Source organism: Methyloceanibacter methanicus, assembly GCF_001723285.1.
Classification (GTDB): domain Bacteria; phylum Pseudomonadota; class Alphaproteobacteria; order Rhizobiales; family Methyloligellaceae; genus Methyloceanibacter; species Methyloceanibacter methanicus.
The window spans coordinates 336,219-359,198 of the sequence record NZ_LPWG01000011.1; the positions used below are offsets into that span (position 1 = coordinate 336,219).

The window sequence follows — 22,980 nt, forward strand, 5'->3', positions numbered from 1 at the left end:
TCCTGAATTACATCTATACACCGAGACGGTAACAGTAAGAAATGCATTTCAATGTAAAGAGCACAAGAATAGCGTTTCCGACATTCGATTTTGTTCTTGTTGTAGGGGCTATTGCAACTCTATTTGTCGCATTCTATCTTAAAGACGAGGTCTATAGAGACATTCTAGTGTCAACTTCGGCCTCGTTCATATTTTTCATAATCACCAGAATATTAATGGCGCTTGGAAAAGCTTTCCGGTTTAGGCGATTCAAGAGATTTTTTGGTCCTGATGCTACGGGGGAGAGTTTTTGTTTCGTCTATCCAAATTTTGTTCTTAATGAGACCGTTACAAACACCATTATTGAAGCAGGAATTGACATGCAGGGTGTCTATACAAAGCGTGTATCGGCATTCGACCGAGTGTATAGAATTGATATTCCTGAATGCGTTGCTATCAATGACATTGAAGCGTTGACAGAATTTGTTAGTCTATTTGGAGAAATGGGATCGATAACACCAAAACTTATTTCTGATGAAGAGGCTTTAAAGGGGGGTTATAGTTTCATTTCATTCGGTCTTTCCAGCAACGAGCTGACTCATATGTATTTGGACTACATGCCACACCCCTTCTTCGAGATCCATGATGAAGATGAAGGTGCGCGGTTTGGCGAATATCTGCGTGTCAATGCTCCCGATGGTAAGGCGTATGACTTTGCTTCTTACGACCGGCGTGAAATCGGCATTTTTCTACGGTGCTCTCCCAATCCCGAACTCTCAGAGAGACGTTGGTTCTTCTGTGCAGGACTCGGACCAAACGCGACAGTCGGCGCGGCGAGGTACGTTGTACGAAACTGGCGACGGCTCCAAAAAGATGCTGGCTCTGAGGATTTCATCGCAATCTTCAGCGTCCCACCTTACGCCGTCTCGCAAACGCAGCCAGTTTGGATATCCACTCATGATCGTATCCTCATGAACCGTAGAGAAATCCATGTCTGAATTGTTCATCGGTCGCAGCACACTTGATCTTGGCTACATTTGCCCGAAATTTCCTACCGAGGATCGAAAGCTGTCTGCAACCTCATATTATACAGTCGCCGGCGGTCCCGCATTAAATGCCGCAGTCACGTGCAAGTCGCTGGGGGGCGAGCCAATCCTGGCTAGCTTGATTGGGAAAGGCATTTTTGCTGACACTGTGCGTGAAGAGCTCGCTCGTTATCGTGTGCAAACACTCGATTTTGCACCACCCGATGCAGAGCTGCTTCCGGTATCGAGCATTATTGTAGTGCCGGGAACTAAGACGCGAACGGTCATAGACCGACACCCACCCGAATTGTTGGTGGACCCGGCAAGTTCTCCTGTGTTGCCTGCTGATCCAAGCATCATCCTAGTTGATGGGTTTGTGCCTGAGATTGCGCTACGGATTGTAAGGAAGGCCAAGGAGAGGGGGATACCCATCGTATTTGACGGCGGGTCATGGAAAGCATCTACGAGCGAACTTCTTCCGTTCGTTGACTATGCAATCGTGTCCGAACGATTTCGTCCCCCTGGGGTGAATGAGCCCGATGTAATCGATGCCATCCATGACTTCGGCCCCAAGGCAGTGGCGGTGACAAGGGGAGGTCAGAGCATATTCTGGAGTTTGGGCGACGCGCGCGGGACGATTGAACTGACTTCGATTGTGGCAGTTGACACCCTGGGCGCCGGCGACATTTTCCACGGTGCGTTCTGTTACCGTTTCGAAGGTGATTTCGTCAAATCACTCGAATTTGCTGCCAAGGTGTCAGCGGAATCATGCAGGTATGTTGGTACGAGAGAATGGATATCGCATTGGACCAACTCTGTGAGCTGATTGAAAAGCGGGCTCGATCGCTCCTGTGTGAACTTAAGCCTCCTCGCAGGCTTCTTTTGGCGATAGTGGGGCCACCGGGGGTCGGCAAATCAACCCTTTCCAAACACCTCCTGTCGCGTAATGCAGGAGCACCTCTTTATGCGCAGCTTGCGCCTATGGATGGTTTTCACCTTCCAAATCGTAGCCTTGCACAGCTAGGGCTCCTTGAGAAGAAAGGCGTGCCGGAAACATTCGATGTCGGTAGATATTTGGCGCTCTTGGAGGCCCTTCGAAGCGGCGAGTGTATGAGCGCTCCGGCCTATTCTCGAATTTCACATGAGCCGGTTCCAAATGCCTATTCCTTCAATGAGCACAACCGAACGATCATTGCTGAAGGGAACTACCTCCTACTCAACGATCCAGAATGGACAAAGATCGCGGATCTGGTCGATTTCAGTATCATGCTGGATGAGGCGGACGATGTCTTGGTCAGTCGCTTATGCGAAAGATACGCGCGTTCGGGCCGGTCTGAGGCGGATGCACTAGCACGAGCCCGAGGCTTCGATATGAACAATGCGGCGTTGGTTCGGTCACGTTCCCGATCCGCGAACGTGAACGTTGCAACTGACCAGTGCCCCGTTCGATCACCGGTCATACGTTAGTCCTGTCAACGCTATGGTTCGTTGCGGACCAACATGGATACTCTGCCGATTTGCTTTCATCTGAAGGACAGGGGCAGCTCCGAAGACAGAACAGCACGTAAGGCTGCTGTGTGCCCGACAGCGCCTATTTCTGAGTCACCTACCCCAGCTATCACTGACAATAAATCCCGGGGGGAAAGGGGGCAGCGCCCCCTTGTCTTCGATAATTGTCAGTTCGCAGATGTGGCCACGTGGCACTTTTGTGCACAGTCGGTATGCACACAGTATGGAACTCATGTTCGCAACACCTGTATCTTCAGGTATTGGGAGCAAGCAATGCCTTTGGGGCGAAATTTCGCCCCAAAGGCCGCTCGTTCGGCCTCCGGCCTCAAGAGCATATTGCTTGTCCCTCAAACGCCGGGAGGGCTCTGGAGCGTATACCAGCTGATTCTCCCCCCACTGACGTAACCCGCCGTCGTGCTGGGAAACGGGGCGTCGAAGCTGGAAATAAGGCGACACAAACCGGAAGAGATTCTTGCCTGGCTGCGGAGAAACAACGCCCCCCTCTCGGTAGCCCCACACAAGCTGCAATGCCTTTCAGGCCGATTTCCGACTGCAATTATTTGCTGTGCGGCACCCAAACTGTAAATTGGGGCCACATCAGAGTATCTTTCTTAATTAACTCAACGTCATAAAAAATATGATGCCTAATCGATGGTCATCTTCATTTATTTTCTGTAATTGTTCATAAATAGTTGCAATGAATAGTTGGATGTACAAGTAACCTTCAAATAGCGCACAAGATGAATTTCTCTAGTCACGCGTCAAAAGAGAGCGACGCCTCCTCCCAGCAATTCCGCCGCTTCCATAGGCTCAGATCATCGCCACAGTTACGCGACCTAATGCGCGAGAATACTGTCACGATGAACGACCTCATCTATCCGATTTTTGTCGAAGAGGAGATCGACCGTTTCGTCCCTATAGAAGCGATGCCTGGCATATTCCGTATCCCCGAGCGTCGTCTTGCACGCGAGGTCAAAGCCCTCGCCAAGGAAGGGATAAAAGCCCTAATGTTGTTTGGAGTTTCCCATCACAAAGATCATACCGGCAGTGACAGCTGGGCGGCAAATGGGCTGCTCTCCCGCATGGTCCGCTGCGCCAAGAATGCCGCACCCGAGATGGTGATCATCGCTGACTGCTGCTTTTGCGGCTACACCTCCCATGGCCACTGCGGCGTCCTGCATTGTGATCTGATTGACAATGACCTCACCCTGCAAAATTTAACAAGCCAGACTATCGCTGCGGCCAATGCAGGTGCCGACATTGTAGCTCCCTCCGCCATGATGGATGGTCAGGTAACCGCCATTCGACGCGGTCTCGATGAGGCCGGCTTCACGAATCTTCCCATTATGGCGTATTCATCAAAGTTCGCCTCAGGCTTTTATGGCCCCTTCAGAGCGGCCGCCGATTGCGAACCTAAAGGCGACCGCAACACATATCAGGTTGACCCCCTCAATGGTCGTGAGGCCCTTAACGAGTCCTTTGCCGACGAGCAGGAAGGAGCGGACATCTTGATGGTGAAGCCGGGCCTTTGCTACCTTGATGTCCTGGCGCGTCTCCGCGATCAATCGAACACCCCGATTGCGGCCTATCAAGTCAGCGGTGAGTACGCGATGATCAAGTTTGCTGCCAAAGCCGGCGCGATCGATGAGCATCGCCTGATCAGAGAGACTTTAGGCGCGTTTAAACGAGCTGGCGCGGACCTAATCTTGACCTACTTTGCTCGCGATATCGCAAGAAACGGCTTTGCCTAGTTGTCTCAAAGTCTGGATGCCTCAATCAGCTCCCCCGCACCCTTGCCGAGCAACTGGAATGCCGCCTCACGTCCAAGCTCCCTCGGCAAAGCAACCTCTCCGCTCACTTCTGTTTCTATCATTTTGCGCCCATCCAAACTCATAACTGCAGCTCGCAGACGAAGCTCTCCGTCATCCATTTCGCATATGCCAGCTATCGGGCTGTTGCAGTGCCCATTCAAAATCCAAAGCAACTCCCGTTCTGCCAATGCACACTGACGGGTCTCAAAATGATCAACAGACGCAAGCAGCTCCAACGTTTCATAGTCATCCGAGCGACACTCGACAACGACCACACCCTGTCCCACGGCCGGCAGCATCTCGCTTGTCGAAAAGACTCGCTCTATTCGATGGTCTTGGTTAACTCTTTTCAGTCCGGATGCTGCCAATACGAGTGCATCTGCAGGACCTACCGTGCCTCCGTCCTCAGTTTCCTGCGGCAATTGATTGTCGAGCTTGAACAGTCGGCTCTTCTCCGACCCTACAACGGAACCACGGAAGTGGATGGTCTCACAGCCAGGATAGATATGCCTCAGAAAAGCAGCACGCCTGACTGAAGTACTGCCAATAGTAAGGGGAGCCGTGGCTGCTGATGAACTGAGATCCGCTTCGCTGCGATCTGCTCTTAGCACAAGACAGTCGTGCGCTGTGTCTCGCTGCAGATACGCTCCAATCGTGAGATCCGGTGTCTCTTCATTTCCAGGTATGTCCTTCAATGAGTGCATCGCGGCATGCAGCTCCTTCCGCCGAACTGCATCTCTAATTTCGCTGACGAACGCCCCGCCCTTACCACCTTGTTGAACAAGCTTGCTCGTAGTGTCGCGATCCCCTTTGGTGTCAAACAGTACCTTTTCGAATGTTCCCTGAGGGCGCGCCAACTTCAACTGCCTTAGAACCTCTTCCGTTTGCGCCAAAGCCATGACGCTCCCACGTGTCCCAATTCTCACTCATTCCTCCCGAATACAAAAATTTCTCTGTCGAAAGACTGCTTGACAATACCGTCACTGTCCATTCTTGCCCGCAATTTCGACAAAAAACGCCAAACACGGCCCTATTAGCCGAAGCAAGGCCACCGCCTCCTTCTTTCAGGTATTGAGACGCCGCATACCAAGCTACGGCGTAACCTTGGCCGGCCATCGTTGTTTGTCACCCGACGGACCATTGTCGCTTCCTACTCGTTTCGGTGACAGCGCCGCCGTAATCTGCTCACCAATCTCTTCGTTCAATCGGTTGATCGGATCGTCCGCCAAATGCGCGTAGCGCGCCGTGGTCTGCGATTGGCTGTGTCCGAGGAGCTTGCCGATCATCGGCAGCGAGCCACCCAGCTCCGCTGCCACGCTGGCATACGAATGCCGCAGGTCATGCAGTCGGACATCCGACAGCTTTGCGTCTTTCCGGATGCGTCGCCACGGCTTCTGCAAATTGACCAGATGCTGCCCCTCTTTATCGCCGACGATGACGTAGTCATTCTTACTCATATGGGGAATGGCGCGTAGCACTGCCTGTGCGGCCGCACTGAGCCGAATGACCTTGGCGCCGGTCTTCGAGTCAGGCAGCCTTAACTGCCCTCGGGCCACGTCTACGTACGACCACTTGAGCGTGAGGATCTCCTGAAGCCGTGCGCCCGTGAGAATCAGCAACCGCACCGCTGCAATCGAGAAGGGGCCCTCCGTCCTGGCCGCCTCCCGTTTCGCCAGAGCCGTACCGATGCGGCCAAGCTCTTCCGCCGATAGATATCTCTCGCGCTTCGCGTCTCGGTATTTGGCCACACCACGGCAAGGGTTCTGCCCCTCCGGCCGCAAGCGGTTCTTCTCCGCCCAACCGATGAAGCTGGAGAACACCATCAGCGCCAGGTTGGCCTTGCGCGGCGTCGAGGAGAGCCCGGCATGCAGTCGCCCGACCTCGCGCTGCATGTCTTCATCAAGATGCAGCTTGCCGAGTTTTGGAATGATGACCTGCTCACAAAGCCGTTTGTACTCGACCAGGGTACGGGGCTTGAGCTTCGGGCCATGTTCTTTCAGGAATTGCTCGACAGCTTCCTTGACGGTCGTATCCGCACCGCGAGAAGCGCGCACAGGATCCTCGCCGTCAGCAATTCCCAGCAGAAGCCTCAGCGCTTCACGCCGCGCTGTGTCCAATGTCCACGGACTGCCGAGTCTGCCGATGGTGCACCAGCGTTGACGCCCCCTGAACCGGCACTTGAGGAAGAAGGTGACCGCGTCCTTCTGCCGGCGCGCGCCAAAGCCCTTGAGCTCCCCGTCCCAGAGTGTTTCCCCGGGGTGCATCTTCTTCAGTGCATTGCGGTTTAGTCGGTTTGCCACGTCCATCACCGGCTTCAGAACAGTGATGGAATCATAGCCTGTAGCTACCACATAGCTACCACTTTCGCTGGAAAACGCCGCAACGTCCGATATCGTTATCAAACCTTCCCTTTGTTTTTCCTATGAAATACAATGGCGCGGTATCGCCCGGTAACATCGAACCACAAATTCCTAATCTGAGGGTCGCAGGTTCGAATCCTGCCGGGGTCACCAAATTTGCCGACATGTTGGCGCCCCAACGGGCAGGCGCACTCCGCTCCTCGATCTCTTTTCAGCGACCACAGCGCTGCCACGCGAAACGTTTGCGTCGGCTGCCGGACCCGCCGCATTCGATGACTACTTGGAGCACATCGGCGGACACCTGCAAATGCGCCCGCCCCCGGGGCCGCCTTTGACCCGGAACGGAGGCTGGCCGGGACTCGAAGCCATCTGAATCACTGGATCGGCCGGTTAGGCTCGGAAAACGGGGCTGGACTCCGCTATATCCGATGAGATATAGCGTTTGCAACGATCCTCGGAACTGTCGGAGTAGCGCGACCGCGATGACTCGGAAACCAGCGAAGAAGAAGAGCGCGGCAACGACCGGCCGGCCATTGTCCGGTCGGGACAAGGCGTCGCCTCGTCCTTTTCCCCGGCTCCGCATCATGGTGCGCCCGGGCCTCGTGCTGGGACCGGGAAAAGTGGAGTTGCTCGAGACGATCGATCGGGTCGGCTCCATCTCCGCCGCAGGGCGCGAACTCGGCATGTCGTACCGGCGCGCATGGCTTCTCGTCAGCGCTCTCAACGAGATGTTTGGCAAGACACTCGTGACCACGTCGCCCGGCGGCACAGGCGGAGGCGGCGCGCAGGTCACCGACTTCGGCCGCGCAGTTGTCGACGCTTACCGGCGCGCCGACGCGCGTTCCAATCAAGCGATCCACGAAGAGTTCGCCCGGATTGGGCACGGCCTGCACGAGGGCTAGGGAGACCCATGGAGATCTAACACAACGAAACCGAACTCAAGCATTTAGTAAAAAGCGGGGGCTTTTTTCGATGATCCAGAGGCTGCGCAAGAGCGGGCCCAGCCTGCTCGCAAGCATCGCTGTGCTTGCTACCTCAATCGTGAACGTTTCAATCGCCGAGGCGGCCGACGTCGACCAGCTGGAGGCGCAGATGCGGGTCATGGAGGTTCAGCTGCAAGAGCTGAAACGCCAGGTCGACGACGCCAAGGCCCAAGCTGCGGCGGCGACTGCGTCTAACCACGGCGCGCGCGGCGAGCCCCTTGACCTGAAGGTCAAATGGAAAGGCACACCGGCGCTTTCCAGCAAAGACGGCAAGTTCAAGTTCAAGGTCCGTGGACGGATCAATGTCGACTACAACGGCATCGATCAGGATGAGCAGATCACCGGCGACCCCGACGTCAGCGCGGTCGAGCTGCGCCGCGCGCGGCTCGGCGTGGAGGGTGTCCTGTTCTACGACTGGATATACAAGTTCGAGGTCGATTTCGCCGGCGACAAGACGGCCATAAAGGACGCCTACCTCGAATACACCGGACTGCCCGTGGATCTCAGGGCCGGACACTTCAAGCAGTACAACTCGCTCGAAGCTCTCATGAGCGCCAACTACATCACCTTCATGGAGAAGGCCTCCTTCATCGAAGCCTTCGGCATCGACCGTCTGATCGGCGGCGGCGTGTCCTACGACGAGAACAAGCACTGGACGGCCGAAGCAGGCATTTTCGGCACGGCGTCGGAAGCAGACCAGGCAGCGTATTTCGACGACGGCACGACCTTCACGGCCCGGGTCACCGCGGCGCCTGTCAATCAGGACCGCCGTGTCGTGCATCTGGGTGGTAGCGTCCGGCACCGCGACGCCTCGGGCCAGTCGCGCGACGGCAGCGACGACCCCTTGTTCCGCTATCGCGCCCGCGGAGCGGACCTGCATCTTGCCGATCGCTTCGTATACACGCCGCAATTCGGCGAGTCCGACACGCTATGGGCTTTGGAAGGCGCGGTCGTCCTCGGATCGTTCTCCGTTCAGGGCGAGTACGCCCAGGACACCGTCGAGGCCCCGACCGCGCTTGGAAGCGCCGACCCCACCTATAACGGCTGGTATGTCGATGCGAGCTGGTTCCTCACGGGGGAATCAAGGCCCTACGCGAACGGCCAGTTCAGGCGCGTGAAGGTGAAGAACCCCGTCTATGACGGCAGCGGTGGCTGGGGTGCGTGGCAGATTGCCGGGCGCTACGACGCGATCGATCTCTCCGATCAATCGGCCCTCATCCCCGGCTGTACCGGCTGCGGCGAGCAGGCGACCTGGCTAATCGGTCTCAACTGGTACCTCAACGATTACGCGCGGCTGATGCTGAACGTGAACCAATCGGAGATCAAAGGCGGGGTCAACGACGGTGCTGAGATCGCCGGCATCGGCATGCGCGCTCAGGTCGATTGGTAGGCGTCTCGGCAGAACCGAACGCCGGAGGCGAAAGGCCGCGCCCGATTCGCTGAGCGCCGCACGGGCGCGGCCACTTTCGCCACAGGCACAACGCCGGCGTCGTGAGGCGCAACGTCCACATCCGTATGGAGTCCAAAATCCGTATCGAGTCGAAGACGGAACTCAGACTTGCCGGTGTCCCGATCCGAGCGTCGCAGGTTCGAATCCTGCAGGGTCACTCGCTACTTCAGCGCGTTAGCAATCGGCCTGTTCGCCGCCGCGACGCGCCCTAGCGGCCGTATAACGACCACCCGACACCGCCCCGCCACTCACGGCCAAGTTTGCGGAGTCTTCAATCGTCTCGATGCGGGCCGGGACCTCGTTCAGGAGACGCGAGGCCCGGTCGGCTGAACGATGACGGAGCCTTTGTCGCCGGTGACAATCTCTTCGTCGGAGACCTTGAAATTGTCCATCCGCATCGTGTGGAACCGGTCGAAATAATCCTTCAGGGATTTTTCGATCCCCTTATCGTAATCGGGCCGGGCAACATGGGTGCCGCCCTGCACGACCTTCACGACCTTGCCGTTGCGCACGATGAGTTCACCGCCCTTGAACACCATCTCGGGGGTCTGGAACATTGCTTCCCTGTCCGGATTGTCCGTATAGACCGTAATGTCGCCGGCCGCACCAACCCCCAAGTGCCCCCGGTCCTTCAGACCAAGGCTTCGCGCCGGCCCCGCCCGCGTCAAGATGGCGATATCGTCCAGCGTATATTCGCGCGTGAGCGTGGGAAGGATGCTTTGCTTCTGCGCGTCGCCATTGATGGTCTGGAACATGTCGTCCCGGAAGCTCTTGTCCATCAGCAGCCGAATGAGATGCGGGTAGGTGTAGAACGGCGCACCGTTCGGGTGATCCGTGGTCAGGAACAGGCGCCACGGATCGTCGAACATCAGGAACGTCTCGAGCCCGATGACCCACTGCAACGCGTTGACGAAGCTCTTGTCCCGGTAGCGCATCGGCACAACGCCGCAGCCGGCGTCGCACTCGATATCCATCACCACCGGCTTCTTCGGATTGGCGCTCTTCGAGATCGCATATTGGCGCATGCTGTCGCCCGAGGCCGTGCAGGTCTGGCCGAACAGCACCTGGCCCACATCAATGGAGACATTCGGCGTCTTGTTCAAAAGTTCGGTGATCTGCGGCGCGGCCGAGGAAAACTTGCGGTCGCCCTCGGTGCCGTAGGAATGGAACTGGATGTGCGTGAGATGGATGGGCAGCCCTTCCGACGCACGGATCGTATCAAGCGTCGTCTGCATGTTGCCAGGCACGCCGAGATTGCAACCATGAATGTGCAGCGGGTGCGTAACGCCGAGTTCCTTCAGTGCGCGGGCGAGATTGACGATGATCTGCCGCGGCGTGACCCCGTAATAGGCATGCTCCTCGTCGAGATCGAGCTTGCGTTGATTGAACTTGAAGGCGCTGATCCCACCCGGATTGACGACCTTGACGGCGATGGCCTGCGAGGCGTGCATGGTCCAGGCGACATAGTCCTTGATCGCCTCGAAGTCCTTCTTTTCCGAAAGCTGGCGCAGGAAATAGTCGTCCGAGCCGAGCATGGCGAAAGCGCCTTTGTCGACCATAGGCGTATCGCCCATCTCCATATGCGCTTGCCGCGCATTGGCCGGCAGCATGGCCGGCTCGAAACAGGCCGTATAGCCCATCTCGGCATAGCGGTAGCCGGTGAGATGCGTCGATGGCACGGCATGACCGCAGCCGGCGCGGGTGATGTCCGTGCGCGCGACCGGGTCGCCCATATGATCTTCGGGCAGGAGCATGCGGGCGATGGTCATCTTGCCGCCGCCAATATGCGTATGCGGATCGATGGCGCCGGCCATGACGACTTTGCCGCTGACATCGTGGGTCTGGTCGGGTTTCGCGTCGGGCCGCGGCGCAACGATCCTGCCGTTCTCCACATAGATGTCGCGGACCACGCCGGATACGCCGTTCTCGGGATCGTAGACCTTGCCGCCCGTCAACTTGATTAGCATTGAGAAAATCCCTGACCTAAAGCGCGGCTTCGATTGCCGAGACCACGTCGGCCACTGAGGGAAGCGCCGCACGGCCCAAATTCTTCAGCGGCAACGATACGACGCTGTCCACGCGGATGAGCCGGCCCGCATGATCGACCCCTGGCGTTCCGACGGGGACGAAGACCTGGGTCCCCTTCGGCGGCTTGAGACCCGGGGTCCCGAGAACAATCGTCGGCAAGTCGGTCCTCGGAGGCACGAAGTCCGGCGAATAGGATGCAACCCAGACAAGGAGATCGCCCTCACCCGCCTTGAGCATGCGCGCGATATCGTTGCGGGCCGGATCGAACTCCGCGGCGCCGGAGGCGTAGCTGACCCGCAAGGGATAGCCGCTTTGCCAGGTCGCGACGGAGGCCGCAGTCGTCGCGCCTTCCGCGCCGCCAAGCGTCAAGCCGGCGAACCGGGTGGTTGGATTGAGATCCTTGACCAGCCCGGCCAGCTGATCGACGGTGAGCTCCGCATGCGGGAAATCGAAGGCGGCCGGCGCCCAGACCACGACGCCGTACTGCGCCGCACGGCAGAGCTCGGCCACCGTATCGATTTCGGCAAGCGTCACCCCGCCAAACTTCACCTTGTCCAGTGAGAAGCCGCGCAGGCGAGCGCGGAGCACGCCGACGACTTCGCCCACTTCGGTGGGCTTGCAGGCGAGAGACACGACCTTCCCGACACGGGCTGCCTTCGCCGCCTTCTCGAGCCCCTCCCCGATCACCACCACCGTGCGATCCTTCGGGGTCACGCCGAACATCGATTCGGCCGGCGCCACGATGCGCTCGAAAAAACGTGGATGCAGGGCCTGGACGTCGGTCCCCGCGATGATGACGAGATCGGCGCGATTTCGCACCTCGGTGAGCGTGGACATTGTCCAGCCAACCGATTGAAGCACCTTGAAATTGCGGTACTGCGCCCCACTCGCCGCATGGTCGACGACACCACCGGTGCGCTCCGCAAGAGCCATGACCGCCCGCATGCCTTCTACATCCGTGGCGAGGCCACCGTAGAGTGGCTGGCTGGCACTCCCGATCAGCCGCGCCGCTTCCGCCACGGCTTCGGCGAACGGCACATCTTTGCCCGCGATCATCGGACTCGATGGCGGCAGCTTTCGCTCGAACGCGGACGCCGCGCGGCCGCAGCCGCTCCTTCGCACCTTGAGGCCATCGGCGGCACGCTCGACTTCGAGGTCGTCGCAGATCATGCCGCAGAATGGGCAAGCGACGTCATGGAACAACACCGGCGGAGAAGACATGATGTGGGAGTTCCCGAGAAATGCGAGATCGAGTATTGCACGCGAGGGAGTCCGGAAACAACTCTCGCGTCGACGCGTCATGACCCGGGTCAGAAACGGGGACGGCGCGCCGACTCGCGCGGCACTGCCCCCGGCCGGTGGCATGGCGGTCCCCCGTGGCGGCACACGGCTGGTTCGAGCTTCAAACTGGTCGCGCTCTGACGGCACATGACGGGGGCCGTTGACGACCCAAGGCGAACGTCCACGCCAAAGGAGTTAGTGCCCGCATCAGATCCAAGAACCAATGTCGAGCATCGCCTCGAGGCTGCAGTTGCTCCACAACGGAGCGGCTGGCGAGGAATTTGATTGGCCGCGCACCAACTGCTAAGAAGGTATTCTAACTGATAAGCTGATTGGTATGGAACAGCTCGGAACAGTGCTCATGGTCTCGAAGGCACCAGCCGCGTGGCCCGACGCGCTGGACCTGCTTTCGAGCCAATACTACCGGGTCTTGACGGCGCGTTCCGCCGACGAGGCCAAGGCTACCCTGTCCGACGCCCATGTCGACCTGGTAATGGTGGACGACGGTGGCGACGGCGAGGGGCTCAGCCTTCTGTCGGACCTTCGTATTTCGCACCCAGACGTCGTCCGCATCCTCGTCGTCGATCCCCAATACAGCCTCGCTCAAAAGGCTCTGTCGGCCGCATCCATCTACCAGTTCTTGCGCAAGCCGTTGGATGCAGTTCAGGTTGGGCTCGTGGTCAAGCGCGCGCTCGAGACGCGCGAACTGGCGCGCCGGCATCGGCTATTGTCGCGGGAGTTCAAGTTCTCCGGAGACAGCCTCGGCGTTGACGGGCGCCCGGGCGTACCGGTCCATCCGGAGAGCCACCGCTTCGAGAAGCTCATCTATGTCAGCGAGAAGATGGCGCAGCTCTGCGATCTCGCCCGCAAGGCCGCGAAGACGGAGATGCCGATCCTCATCCAAGGCGAGACCGGCACCGGCAAGGAACTCCTCGCCCGCGGCATCCACTACAATTCGAACCGCCATACCAGCCCTCTCATGATCCAGAATTGCGGCGGCATGCCTGACGAGCTGCTGCAGTCGGAGCTGTTCGGCCACAAACGCGGTGCGTTTACCGGCGCGATCTCAGACCGGCTCGGCCTGTTCCGGGCGGCCGACAACGGCACGGTTTTTCTCGATGAGATTTCCGAGGTGTCACCGTCGTTCCAGGTGAGCCTGCTGCGCTTCCTGCAAGAGGGCGAGGTCAAGCCGGTCGGTTCGGACAAGACGGAAACCTGCAATGTGCGGGTCATTGTCGCCTCGAACCGGTCGCTGAAGGCGATGGCGGAGGCGGGCAAGTTCCGCAAGGACCTGTATTTCCGCTTGCGCGGCTCGGAGCTCGAAGTGCCTCCTTTACGCGACCGGCCGGACGACATTCCGGCGCTCGCCGAGTTCTTCGCCGCCAAACACAGCAATGCCATCGGCCGGAAAGTGCTCGGGATCTCTGCCGGCGTCTGGGAGAAGCTCGTCCATTTCGATTGGCCCGGCAATGTGCGCGAGCTGGAGAACGAGATCAGGCGCATGGTCGCACTGGCGAAGGACGGTGAATATCTCACGACAGACACGCTCTCGCCTGCCATACTGGCGGCAGCGCCGCGCGCGCCTCGTGTCGTCAAGGGCTTCATGCCGGAAGGGGCGACCTTGAAGGAGAAGGTCGAGAGCCTGGAGAAGCAGCTCGTCGGCGAGGTGCTGTCGCGGCACCGGTGGAATCAGAGCCGGGCGGCCAACGAGCTTGGTCTCTCGCGTGTTGGTCTGGCAAACAAGATCAAGCGCTACGGGCTCGCCGAAACGAGCTGACCCTATGTCGGATCCAAAGGACGACCGCAAACCCGATGCCGGCGTGCTTCGTTTTCCGCAATCGCGCGTACGGATGTCCGGCAGCGGAGAGCCTCTCAAGATTATCGGGACAAGCCAGCTCGCAGGTGTGCTCGGCGCGCCATCCGAGCAGACATCGGGCCATTGGTGCAGCCATTGCCGGGGCATCTGGTATGGCTACCTTCTTGAGGTGACCTGTCCCGTGTGCGGCAACCGCCACGGCTAAAACGGTCGCGCCGATCCTGGGTCTTGCATAGACTATCTGCACTGCGGCGCGACCAAAGGCATGCGCCAAGGGGTGGCGGCATGGGATGCCGGCATGGGGCGTCGGCATGCTGTGCCGGCAACAGGGCTTTCCAATCGAAGATTAAGGGAACACATGCAACGGGTTACGATCACGCTTGACGACGACCTCATGGCCGAGCTCGACACGTTCATCGCCGCGCGCGGCTATCAAAATCGTTCCGAAGCGATCCGCGACTTGGCACGCGCCGGCATTCGGGAAGCGGCGGAGGATCTCGATCCGAAACGTGACTGCGTGGCGGCCTTGGTCTACACGTACGACCACGAGGCGCGGCAGTTGTCCAAGCGGCTAACCAAGGCGTTCCACGATCATCACGAATTGTCTCAGGCGTCTCTCCACGTTCACCTCGATCATGACACGTGTCTCGAGGTGACGGTCCTGCGCGGCAAGTCCGGCGACGTCCAACGGTTCGGGGAACGCGTGATCGCCGAACGCGGCGTGCGCCACGGCAAGCTCGTCCCCATGCCGATCGAGATCGCGGGAATGCCGCGCCGGGTTTCCAGCAAGGCGCACAGCCATTCTCACGCGCACGGGGCGAAGGCGCATACGCATGCGACCAAGTCCCCGCGTCGCGCCAAGCGCGTGCGCACCACGAAGCGCAGCGCGTAACGTCGCGCTCACCAGGCGCGCGCCGCGCAAGACTTGTCCTTGCGATTTTTCGTCCGCTTACGGAGCATCTGCGCGCGCTGAGCCTTGCGCACGTGTGATGAGTTGACGTGAAGTGCATACTAAGTATGCAAGCATGCATTTTTTGAAACTGCGTGTTGCGCGGCGCGCAGTATGAAGTTTATTGTCAGATTGCTTACCGCTTATACACGTCGCTCCAAGACAAGAGGGAGGTTGCCCATGAAGCGGTCGTTTCTTCGTCTGACAATCCTGGCGCTTTGCCTCGTTCCGTCCGCCGCTCTCGCGCACACCGGTATCGGTGCCACGAGCGGGTTCATGCATGGCTTCATGCATCCCCTCGGCGGTCTCGACCATCTGCTCGCCATGGTCCTGGTGGGCATCTTCGCTTACCAGCTCGGCGGCCGTGCCCTGTGGCTTGTGCCGCTGACGTTCATCGCCGTGATGGCGCTGGGCGGGTTCCTCGGCGTTGCCGACATTCCGGTGCCGTTCGTCGAAATCGGCATCGCGCTGTCCGTGATCGTGCTTGGCGCGATCGTCGCGTTCGGCATCAAGGCGCCTGTGGCCGTGGCCATGGCTATCGCCGGCTTGTTCGCGATCTTCCATGGACATGCCCATGGAACCGAGATGCCCATGGATGCCTCCGGGGCCCTGTACGGCGCCGGCTTCATCATGGCCACCGCACTGCTCCACGCCATCGGTATCGGCATCGGAATGCTGATCGGCATGATGAGCCAAACCTTCGGCAAGACAGTCTATCGCGTGGCCGGAGGCGTTGCCTCCGTCGCCGGTCTCGCCTTGCTGGTCGGATACGTCTGACCGGTCTCTCCCGTAGAGTACAGACCTGAAAACCGGCGCCTCAGGGCGCCGGTTTTTTTGGGTTGTACCTGCAAACCTAGTTTTCAGCTGCAAAGAAGGTTGCCTGACACTTCCCGCAACCTATTGCGTCGCAACATTTTTCCGGCTTGCCTCAGCACCCTAGAATTCTTGAGCTTTTCGCATTCTCGCAGCATGTGGCACGCCGTTTGCTCTCCAGTTGACCAAGGCGGCACTCAAGCCGCCCACTGCGGAGGCAGCAAATGGCCAATCTTCTGTGGCTCCAGGGCGGAGCCTGCTCCGGCAACACCATGTCGTTCCTCAATGCCGAGGAGCCGAGTGCTTGCGATCTCGTCACCGATTTCGGGATCAATGTTCTATGGCACCCCTCTCTCGGGCTTGAGCTTGGCGAGAACCTGAGACGCATGCTGGACGCGATCGTTTCCGGCGAAATCGCGATGGACATCTTCGTGTTCGAAGGAACCGTGGTGAACGCGCCGAACGGGACGGGAGAGTGGAACCGCTTCTGCGGGCGGCCGATGAAGGACTGGGTCGCCGACCTCGCCAAGGTCGCGACCTTCACCGTGGCCGTTGGCGACTGCGCGACCTGGGGTGGCATCCCGGCAACGGCGCCAAATCCGTCCGAGAGCGAGGGCCTACAGTTTCTCAAACGCGAGCATGGCGGATTTCTTGGCAAGGACTACACGTCCAAGGCCGGACTGCCGGTGATCAACATTCCCGGCTGCCCCGCACACCCCGACTGGATCACCCAGATCGTGGTCGCGGTCGCGACGGGCCGCGGGGGCGATCTCACCCTCGATGAGTTCCAGCGCCCGAAGACGTTCTTCACGAGCTTCACGCAGACCGGCTGCACCCGCAACATGCACTTCGCCTACAAGGTTTCGGCGACGGAGTTCGGCCAGCGCAAGGGCTGCCTGTTCTACGATCTGGGCTGCCGCGGACCGATGACGCACTCCCCGTGCAACCGCATTCTATGGAATCGCGTGTCGTCGAAAACGCGTGCGGGCATGCCGTGCCTTGGCTGCACCGAGCCCGAGTTCCCGTTCTTCGACCTCGAGCCGGGAACCGTGTTCAAGACCCAGACGGTCATGGGTGCCCCCAAGGACATGCCGACCGGCGTCGACAAGGCCGGGTACATCAAACTCACCGCCGCAGCGAAAGCGGCCTCCCCGGCCTGGGCCGAGGAAGATCTGTTCGTCGTTTGACCTGGCACGAGCCAAGCCACCTCTTAGGGAGGAAGAAATCCCATGTCTGAAGCTGCAGTCCAAACTCTCGATATCTCGCCGGTCGGCCGCGTCGAAGGGGATCTCGATGTTCGGGTCGATGTCCAGGACGGCGTCGTGACCAACGCCTGGACCCAGGCCGAACTCTTTCGCGGCTTCGAAGTCATCCTGCGCGACAAGGATCCGCAAGCCGGCCTCGTCGTGACGCCGCGCGCTTGCGGCATTTGCGGTGCCTCGCATCTGACTTGCGCCGCTTGGGCGCTGGACACCGCGTGGGCCACCGAGGTGCCGCCCAACGCGATCCTGGCGCGCAATCTCGGTCAGATCACCGAGTCGATCCAGAGCCTGCCGCGCCATCACTACGGCCTGTTCATGATCGACTACACGCACAAAAACTATTCGGGGTCGCCCTTCTACGAGGAGGCCGTGAAGCGCTGGGCGCCGTTCACCGGCACCAATTACGAGCTCGGCGTGACGATCTCGGGCCGGCCCGTCGAAATCTATGCGCTGCTCGGCGGCCAGTGGCCGCATTCGAGCTACATGGTGCCGGGCGGCGTCATGTGCGCTCCGACCCTGACCGACGTCACCCGCGCCTGGTCGATCCTCGAGCACTTCCGCCGCAACTGGATGGAGCCCATGTGGTATGGCTGCTCGCTGGAGCGCTACGAGGAGATCAAGTCCTACGACGATTTCCTGGCTTGGCTCGACGAGCGGCCCGAGCATGCCAATTCCGATCTCGGCCTGTTCTGGCGCATGAGCCAGGACATCGGGCTCGACAAATACGGCGCCGGCCTCGGCAAATATGTGAGCTGGGGCTATCTCCCGAGCGAGGAGCGGTACAACAAGCCGACGATCGAGGGCCGTAACGCGGCGGTCATCATGAAGAGCGGCGTGTATGACGGAAAGTCGGACACGCACAAGACCATGGACCAGGTCTTCACCCGCGAGGACGTGAAGCATGCCTGGTACGATGAGCCCGGCGGTCTGCATCCTTTCGACCGCACCACGAATCCGGTGCAGAAGAATACCATCGACCCCGACGGCAAGTACTCTTGGGCAACGGCGGTGCGTCACGCGGAGAACGGGCGCCTCGAGGCCGGGCCGCTGTCCCGCCAGCTGATCGCCGGCGGAAGCCATGGCGAGTCCTGGCAGCACACCGACCCGCTCATTCTCGACATGTATCGCAAGATGGGCGGACCGAGCGTTCTGCTACGCCACTTCGCACGCATGCACGAAGGCGCTAAGCTCTACCGCGAGGCCGAGCGGTGCTTGCGCGAGTCAAAATTGAACGACCCCTGGTACATCAAGCCGACGGAGAAGGACGGTCGCGGCTGGGGTGCGACCGAAGCGATCCGCGGCGCACTGTGCCATTGGATCGAGGTCGAGGGCGGCAAGATCAAGAACTATCAGATCATCGCTCCGACCACCTGGAATGTCGGACCGCGTGCTGCGGATGAGGAGCGGGGCCCGATCGAGGAAGCATTGATCGGCACGCCCATTGCGGATGCGCACGATCCGGTGGAGGTTGGTCATGTCTGTCGCTCGTACGATTCGTGCCTCGTCTGCACCGTTCACGCCCACGATGCGCGGACGGGAGAAGAACTTGCACGGTTCCGCACGGCCTGAGCGCAAGCCGGCCGTTGATCCGGACGGACCTGATGAAGCGGAGGCTCGTCGGGCGTCAGAGCTCGACGAGTCCAACGAAACCAAAGGCACGCCCATGGCGTCCGATCCGGAAGACATACTGAAGACCATCGCCGCGATGCTGGAAGCCGGCCTCGAGACCGAGGTCGAGCCCTTTCCGGAAACGGACAAAGAGTTCGCCGACATCCTCATCAAGCTCCGGCAGCTCGACCCCAATGACCTCAAGGGCAAGCTCGTCATCGGCGGGTTCGTCGACCACCCTTACGGGCCCGAGCAGCAGCGCTGCATGGAGTGCATGTACTACCTCGTGCATCGCAAATGGTGCGACCTGCCGGAACTCGCCGTGCCGGTCGAACCCGAATGGTGGTGCCGGCTCTGGCGCATTTGACGCGACGTCCGCGCCCCGGGACATTCGCGCCCCGGGACATTCGCGCCCCTGGGCATCTGCGCCCCTGGACATCTGCGCCTCATGGCCAAGCGCGGGAGGAACGCCCTTGAGCGACGAAGACGACAAGCTGCGCGAGACGATCAGATCGCTGCTGGCCGGCGGGCTTGAGGTCGAGGTGTTCCCGCGGGCCGACACTCATGACGAGGTGCAGGCGATCGTGGGGCGCCTCCAGGCGAACGGCGATCTCAAGGACAGGCTCGCAATTGCCGGTTTTACGCTCACGCCCATCGAGCATGAGGGGATCGAGCAGGCCTGCGAGACCTGCATGTACTATCAGGTCCACCGCTGCTATTGCGAACTTCCCGAGCTCGACGTACCGGTGGAACCTCAATGGTCCTGCCGGCTCTGGCGCATCTGACATGCGCCGGACGCATTCCGCTGCCCCGCGATCCCAACCGGTGTCCCCATGATTGCCGTCATCGCCTGTGGAAACGCAAATCGCCGAGACGACGGCGCGGGGCCCGAGGTGATGCGCGTCCTCAAGGAGGGCGTGCTCGCGAGCAAGGAGCCCGAGGTGCGCTTGCTGGACGCGGGCACAGACGGCATGGGTGTCATGTTCGCGGCCCGCGGGTGCCGGTCCCTGATCCTCGTGGACGCTTGCCGTTCGGGATCGGAATCCGGCGCCGTCTTCGAGGTGCCCGGTGAGGAACTGGTCCAGCCCTACCAGCCCTCGCTCAATCTGCATGATTTCCGCTGGGATCACGCGTTGCATGCGGGGCGGTCCATCTATGGCGAGGACTTTCCGGACGACGTGGTCGTCTTGCTCATCGAAGCGGCCAACGTCGATTTCGGGCTCGAACTCTCGCCACCGGTCGCCGGGGCCGTGGCGAAGGTCGCCGCCCGCATCGAGGCGTTGGTGGCAGAGCGCTTGAACGGGAAGACGGACAGAGGATGACGGAAAGCCTGAGCGTCACCGTGAAGCGCGGCAGTCTTTATCTCGGGTGTGACGTCTACGACCGTTACTTCCCCAAGCTCGATGGCGTGATCCTTCTGAGACGCGACGACGACCTTCTGATCCTTCCCGTCCGCCATGCCGCCTCCGGCGGTTACCTCCTCAAGCTGCGAAGTGCCGCCGGCGATCGCGTGGTGAGCGCACCCGACTTCTTCCGCGAGCAGGGGATCGAGGACGATTGCGAACGCCACCTTTCCGTGACCTGGAGCCCCGAAAAGGGGGCCTTGTGCGCGCCAGGCGCCTTTAAATTGCAAACTTAGTTTGAGCATGCGAAGGATATAGACAGTCTTCGCCAAACTCGATAGCATGACCTAAATCAAAAAAACGCGCCTCAAGGTGCGAGCTGGGAGGTACCCGGAGTGTTGACTCATCGAGTCGCCGAAGAGGTGCGTGCAGCGTTGGCGGTCGCCGACGACGAGAGTGCGAGCTCGATTGAGCGCGCGCAGATGCTCGTCGAGATCGCCCTCGGTCTCCAGCAGCGTCCAAAGACACCCGAACAACTTCATGCCGCGGTCGAGCTCTACGACAAGGCGCTCGCAGTCTGCCCCGAAGACGAACCGCTGCTCCGGGCCCGCATTACCGCGCGCAGAGGGACGGCGCTTCAAGCCGTCCCCGAGGACGGCACCGAGTGCCTGGAGCGCGCGCGCGCCGATTTGGAGACGGCCATCCCGATCCTGGGCAAGCTCGGCACGCCCGAAGAGACGGCCGAGGCGGAGATGAATTTCGGCGTCGTCGTCCAGGCTCTGGCCGGCGCGAACCGCGCGCGGATCACCGATGCCATTTCCGCCTATCAGCGGGCACTACGGACATTCAGCGGGACGAAGCATCCCGAAGAGTTCGCCATCCTGCAGAACAATCTCGCCACGGCGTTCCTGTCGATGCCGTTCACGGACGAACGGTCCAAGATGCGCGAGGCACTTGCCGTACAAGCCTTCGAGGAAGGCCTCAAGGTCGTAGGCCTCATCGACCATCCTTCCGAATACGCGATGCTGCAGAACAATCTCGGCAACGCGCTCCAATATGCATCGTCCAGCCACGTCGTCGAAAACAATCTCCGCGCTCTCGAAGCCTATGACGAAGCGCTGAAGGTTCGCACCCCCGAAACGACGCCGCTCGAATACGCCAACACCATCGCCAACAAGGCGAACTGTTTGTGGAACCTGCCTGACGACCCGGCCGCGCCCGAACAGGGCAATCGCGCCAATCTCGTCCAAGCGCGGGGCCTCTATGCCGACGCACGCGAGATCTTCATGCGTCACGGCGAGGCCGAGAAGGCCCGCATCGTCGGCGAAGCCTCGACCCAAATCGAGCGCGAAATCCTGGCGCTGCCGGCGTCGAACGGCAAGGGCGCGAACAGCGAAGTCGTGAACTGACAAATACGAAAGAAGGGAGAGCAAAATTGGAACTTGCAGATTTGTCCATTGGGGGAGCGGTCATCGCTCTCATTGCGGGATTTGCCGCGTCTCTTGTCGGCGGCGCGATCGGCGGCGTCGTGGTCGGGGGCAAGGCCCTCGGTAACGAGCTTGCCGCCATGATGGGCGGTTTCTATGGACCGCTCGCGGGTGTGCCTGGCCTTGTCGTCGGGCTCATCGTGCTTGCGCTTCTGAGCTAAGGGAGGCGCTCCATGTGGTCCATGGCTTTGAGTTCCATCGCTCTTTTCTTTCAAGGCAAGTTGTTCGCCGAGCCGGGCAAGGCTTATCGGCAGATTGCCATCGGCGCCGCGGTGACCGCGGCCGTTCTGATCGTGCTCGGCCTCGTCGGCGCCCCTGTGTGGGCTGCCGCCGTTGTTGCCGGTCTCATCGGCGGGGCGATCCAGCCCTACCTGTTCAGGGATCTCAAATACCGCTGAGGGTAGTATGAACGTCGTCGATCCGACTCCGACAAAGCGCAACGATCTCGCCGAGCTCTTGAGCGATGTCGAGCGGCTCGAGTCGATTTTCGCGGCGTGGGATGAGACACCGAGAAACGCGGTTATTGCGTATCGCACGGCCATCGAGGCGTTGCATGGCGAGGCGTTGACCCGTCTCGTTCGGGCGCTGAAGGACGATCCTGCGGCGCTCGCCGCCATGAAGCGCGCCATTGGCGACGAGATTGTCTATGCGGTGCTTCGGCGCCACGGCATTCTCAAAGCCAGCCTCGTCGAGCGGATCGAGGTGGCGCTCGCCGGGATACGGCCCATGCTCGCGTCCCATGGCGGCGACGTGGAGTTGGTCAAGGTGGCGCCGCCGGCCATCGAGGTGCGTTTCCTCGGGGCTTGCGATGGCTGCCCCGCTTCGCAGCTGACGTTTCATGCCGGCGTGAAGAAGGCGGTCGAGGATGCCTGTCCCGAGATCACCGAGGTCCTGCAAGCGAAAGGCTCGGGTCTCGTCAATCGAGACAGCGCCCATTTCGTCAGCCCCTTCGCCAACCAATCCGCAAGCGATTGGCACGAGGCCGGCAAGCTTGGTGAAATTCCCGATGGCGGTGTGCGATCGCTGACCGTCGGCGGTGAGAAGGTGCTTCTGGCACGGCGGGGCGCGGCCGTCACATGCTTCCAGAACGCGTGCGCACATCTCGGCTTCCCCATCCATGACGGCGAGATCGCGGACGGCATCGTCACCTGTCCTCATCACGGATTCCAGTACGACCTCGCGAGCGGCGAGTGTCTGACCGCGCCCGAGGTCGCACTTCAATCCCACGCCGTGCGTGTGAGCGGGGACAAAGTCGAAGTGAGGCTCAGCGTTTAGT

The 22,980-nt window shown here is 60.3% G+C and carries 24 protein-coding genes; 20 read left to right on the forward strand and 4 right to left on the reverse strand.

Annotated elements, in window-relative coordinates; all coding sequences use genetic code 11:
- Positions 1–41 precede the first annotated feature (41 nt).
- From AUC68_RS16425 to hemB, 4 genes are all read left to right on the forward strand, one after another.
- Positions 42–977 carry a hypothetical protein gene (locus tag AUC68_RS16425; RefSeq protein ID WP_141701179.1) on the forward strand — a complete coding sequence of 312 codons (936 nt, stop codon included), beginning with the start codon at positions 42–44 and terminating at the stop codon, positions 975–977.
- Positions 970–1,830: a PfkB family carbohydrate kinase gene (locus AUC68_RS09075; protein WP_069437324.1), complete on the forward strand. Its 861-nt coding sequence runs from the start codon at positions 970–972 to the stop codon at positions 1,828–1,830. Before AUC68_RS16425 ends, AUC68_RS09075 begins: the two co-directional genes overlap by 8 nt.
- Positions 1,797–2,471: a nucleoside/nucleotide kinase family protein gene (locus AUC68_RS18720; protein WP_158008286.1), complete on the forward strand. Its 675-nt coding sequence runs from the start codon at positions 1,797–1,799 to the stop codon at positions 2,469–2,471. The genes AUC68_RS09075 and AUC68_RS18720 overlap by 34 nt, the downstream gene beginning before the upstream one ends.
- Before the next feature lie 782 nt (positions 2,472–3,253).
- Entirely contained in the window at positions 3,254–4,264 is a 1,011-nt protein-coding gene (hemB, locus tag AUC68_RS09080) for a porphobilinogen synthase (RefSeq protein WP_069437325.1), read from the forward strand.
- A gap of 5 nt (positions 4,265–4,269) precedes the next feature.
- On the opposite strand, the gene hemC is transcribed toward hemB, so the two are convergent.
- A complete protein-coding gene (gene hemC / locus AUC68_RS09085; RefSeq protein WP_083240576.1) occupies positions 4,270–5,250 on the reverse strand; it encodes a hydroxymethylbilane synthase in 981 nt (326 codons plus the stop codon).
- 165 nt (positions 5,251–5,415) lie between these two features.
- The gene (locus tag AUC68_RS09090; RefSeq protein WP_141701180.1) at positions 5,416–6,726 is read right to left on the reverse strand and encodes a site-specific integrase; all 1,311 of its coding nucleotides are present in this window, start codon (positions 6,724–6,726) and stop codon (positions 5,416–5,418) included.
- A gap of 584 nt (positions 6,727–7,310) precedes the next feature.
- Here AUC68_RS09090 and AUC68_RS09095 point away from each other — a divergent pair.
- Together AUC68_RS09095 and AUC68_RS09100 are read left to right on the forward strand one after the other, a co-directional pair.
- On the forward strand, positions 7,311–7,586 hold the full coding sequence (locus AUC68_RS09095) for a winged helix-turn-helix domain-containing protein (protein ID WP_244500462.1): 276 nt from the start codon (positions 7,311–7,313) through the stop codon (positions 7,584–7,586).
- Between the two features lie 70 nt (positions 7,587–7,656).
- The gene (locus tag AUC68_RS09100; RefSeq protein WP_069437328.1) at positions 7,657–9,057 is read left to right on the forward strand and encodes an OprO/OprP family phosphate-selective porin; all 1,401 of its coding nucleotides are present in this window, start codon (positions 7,657–7,659) and stop codon (positions 9,055–9,057) included.
- Between the two features lie 362 nt (positions 9,058–9,419).
- Here the strand turns inward: AUC68_RS09100 and AUC68_RS09105 are convergent, their stop codons facing one another.
- The gene (locus AUC68_RS09105) at positions 9,420–11,084 is read right to left on the reverse strand and encodes a formylmethanofuran dehydrogenase subunit A (RefSeq protein ID WP_069437329.1); all 1,665 of its coding nucleotides are present in this window, start codon (positions 11,082–11,084) and stop codon (positions 9,420–9,422) included.
- Between the two features lie 16 nt (positions 11,085–11,100).
- Positions 11,101–12,366: a formylmethanofuran dehydrogenase gene (locus AUC68_RS09110; protein WP_069437330.1), complete on the reverse strand. Its 1,266-nt coding sequence runs from the start codon at positions 12,364–12,366 to the stop codon at positions 11,101–11,103.
- A 397-nt stretch (positions 12,367–12,763) separates the two neighbouring features.
- On the opposite strand from AUC68_RS09110, the gene AUC68_RS09115 reads away from it, so the two are divergent.
- The 14 genes from AUC68_RS09115 (at position 12,764) to AUC68_RS09180 (ending at position 22,979) form a co-directional block, all read left to right on the forward strand.
- Positions 12,764–14,203 carry a sigma-54 dependent transcriptional regulator gene (locus AUC68_RS09115; protein WP_069437331.1) on the forward strand — a complete coding sequence of 480 codons (1,440 nt, stop codon included), beginning with the start codon at positions 12,764–12,766 and terminating at the stop codon, positions 14,201–14,203.
- Positions 14,204–14,207: 4 nt separating this feature from the next.
- On the forward strand, positions 14,208–14,447 hold the full coding sequence (locus AUC68_RS09120; protein WP_069437332.1) for an Rcat domain-containing protein: 240 nt from the start codon (positions 14,208–14,210) through the stop codon (positions 14,445–14,447).
- Between the two features lie 153 nt (positions 14,448–14,600).
- Positions 14,601–15,134 (forward strand): nickel-responsive transcriptional regulator NikR, encoded by a 534-nt coding sequence (nikR, locus tag AUC68_RS09125; protein ID WP_069437333.1) that lies wholly within the window; start codon positions 14,601–14,603, stop codon positions 15,132–15,134.
- Between the two features lie 237 nt (positions 15,135–15,371).
- Complete coding sequence (locus AUC68_RS09130) at positions 15,372–15,968, forward strand: HupE/UreJ family protein (protein WP_069437334.1); 597 nt, start codon at positions 15,372–15,374, stop codon at positions 15,966–15,968.
- 260 nt (positions 15,969–16,228) lie between these two features.
- Positions 16,229–17,191: an NADH-quinone oxidoreductase subunit B family protein gene (locus tag AUC68_RS09135; RefSeq protein ID WP_069437335.1), complete on the forward strand. Its 963-nt coding sequence runs from the start codon at positions 16,229–16,231 to the stop codon at positions 17,189–17,191.
- Positions 17,192–17,233: 42 nt separating this feature from the next.
- On the forward strand, positions 17,234–18,835 hold the full coding sequence (locus AUC68_RS09140) for a nickel-dependent hydrogenase large subunit (protein ID WP_069437336.1): 1,602 nt from the start codon (positions 17,234–17,236) through the stop codon (positions 18,833–18,835).
- Between the two features lie 94 nt (positions 18,836–18,929).
- A complete protein-coding gene (locus tag AUC68_RS09145; protein ID WP_069437466.1) occupies positions 18,930–19,241 on the forward strand; it encodes a hypothetical protein in 312 nt (103 codons plus the stop codon).
- A gap of 106 nt (positions 19,242–19,347) precedes the next feature.
- A complete protein-coding gene (locus AUC68_RS09150) occupies positions 19,348–19,659 on the forward strand; it encodes a hypothetical protein (RefSeq protein ID WP_069437337.1) in 312 nt (103 codons plus the stop codon).
- A gap of 48 nt (positions 19,660–19,707) precedes the next feature.
- Complete coding sequence (locus AUC68_RS09155; RefSeq protein WP_069437338.1) at positions 19,708–20,196, forward strand: hydrogenase maturation protease; 489 nt, start codon at positions 19,708–19,710, stop codon at positions 20,194–20,196.
- Complete coding sequence (locus AUC68_RS09160) at positions 20,193–20,513, forward strand: hypothetical protein (RefSeq protein WP_069437339.1); 321 nt, start codon at positions 20,193–20,195, stop codon at positions 20,511–20,513. The genes AUC68_RS09155 and AUC68_RS09160 overlap by 4 nt, the downstream gene beginning before the upstream one ends.
- Positions 20,514–20,612: 99 nt before the next feature.
- On the forward strand, positions 20,613–21,626 hold the full coding sequence (locus AUC68_RS09165; RefSeq protein WP_069437340.1) for a tetratricopeptide repeat protein: 1,014 nt from the start codon (positions 20,613–20,615) through the stop codon (positions 21,624–21,626).
- A gap of 26 nt (positions 21,627–21,652) precedes the next feature.
- Positions 21,653–21,865, forward strand: coding sequence for a hypothetical protein (locus tag AUC68_RS09170; RefSeq protein ID WP_069437341.1), 213 nt, complete (start codon positions 21,653–21,655; stop codon positions 21,863–21,865).
- A 12-nt stretch (positions 21,866–21,877) separates the two neighbouring features.
- Entirely contained in the window at positions 21,878–22,102 is a 225-nt protein-coding gene (locus tag AUC68_RS09175) for a hypothetical protein (RefSeq protein WP_069437342.1), read from the forward strand.
- A gap of 7 nt (positions 22,103–22,109) precedes the next feature.
- A complete protein-coding gene (locus AUC68_RS09180) occupies positions 22,110–22,979 on the forward strand; it encodes a NifU family protein (RefSeq protein WP_069437343.1) in 870 nt (289 codons plus the stop codon).
- Position 22,980 lies beyond the last annotated feature (1 nt).

Coding starts and splice junctions, on each gene's coding strand:
- AUC68_RS09155 (WP_069437338.1), top strand. CDS start 19,708: ATGATTGCCGTCATCGCCTGTGGAAACGCAAATCGCCGAGACGACGGC.
- AUC68_RS09110 (WP_069437330.1), bottom strand. CDS start 12,366: ATGTCTTCTCCGCCGGTGTTGTTCCATGACGTCGCTTGCCCATTCTGC.
- AUC68_RS09105 (WP_069437329.1), bottom strand. CDS start 11,084: ATGCTAATCAAGTTGACGGGCGGCAAGGTCTACGATCCCGAGAACGGC.
- nikR (WP_069437333.1), top strand. CDS start 14,601: ATGCAACGGGTTACGATCACGCTTGACGACGACCTCATGGCCGAGCTC.
- AUC68_RS09115 (WP_069437331.1), top strand. CDS start 12,764: ATGGAACAGCTCGGAACAGTGCTCATGGTCTCGAAGGCACCAGCCGCG.
- AUC68_RS18720 (WP_158008286.1), top strand. CDS start 1,797: ATGGATATCGCATTGGACCAACTCTGTGAGCTGATTGAAAAGCGGGCT.
- AUC68_RS09135 (WP_069437335.1), top strand. CDS start 16,229: ATGGCCAATCTTCTGTGGCTCCAGGGCGGAGCCTGCTCCGGCAACACC.
- AUC68_RS09145 (WP_069437466.1), top strand. CDS start 18,930: ATGGCGTCCGATCCGGAAGACATACTGAAGACCATCGCCGCGATGCTG.
- AUC68_RS09140 (WP_069437336.1), top strand. CDS start 17,234: ATGTCTGAAGCTGCAGTCCAAACTCTCGATATCTCGCCGGTCGGCCGC.
- AUC68_RS09120 (WP_069437332.1), top strand. CDS start 14,208: ATGTCGGATCCAAAGGACGACCGCAAACCCGATGCCGGCGTGCTTCGT.
- AUC68_RS09130 (WP_069437334.1), top strand. CDS start 15,372: ATGAAGCGGTCGTTTCTTCGTCTGACAATCCTGGCGCTTTGCCTCGTT.
- AUC68_RS09100 (WP_069437328.1), top strand. CDS start 7,657: ATGATCCAGAGGCTGCGCAAGAGCGGGCCCAGCCTGCTCGCAAGCATC.
- hemB (WP_069437325.1), top strand. CDS start 3,254: ATGAATTTCTCTAGTCACGCGTCAAAAGAGAGCGACGCCTCCTCCCAG.
- AUC68_RS16425 (WP_141701179.1), top strand. CDS start 42: ATGCATTTCAATGTAAAGAGCACAAGAATAGCGTTTCCGACATTCGAT.
- AUC68_RS09160 (WP_069437339.1), top strand. CDS start 20,193: ATGACGGAAAGCCTGAGCGTCACCGTGAAGCGCGGCAGTCTTTATCTC.
- AUC68_RS09075 (WP_069437324.1), top strand. CDS start 970: ATGTCTGAATTGTTCATCGGTCGCAGCACACTTGATCTTGGCTACATT.
- AUC68_RS09180 (WP_069437343.1), top strand. CDS start 22,110: ATGAACGTCGTCGATCCGACTCCGACAAAGCGCAACGATCTCGCCGAG.
- AUC68_RS09175 (WP_069437342.1), top strand. CDS start 21,878: ATGTGGTCCATGGCTTTGAGTTCCATCGCTCTTTTCTTTCAAGGCAAG.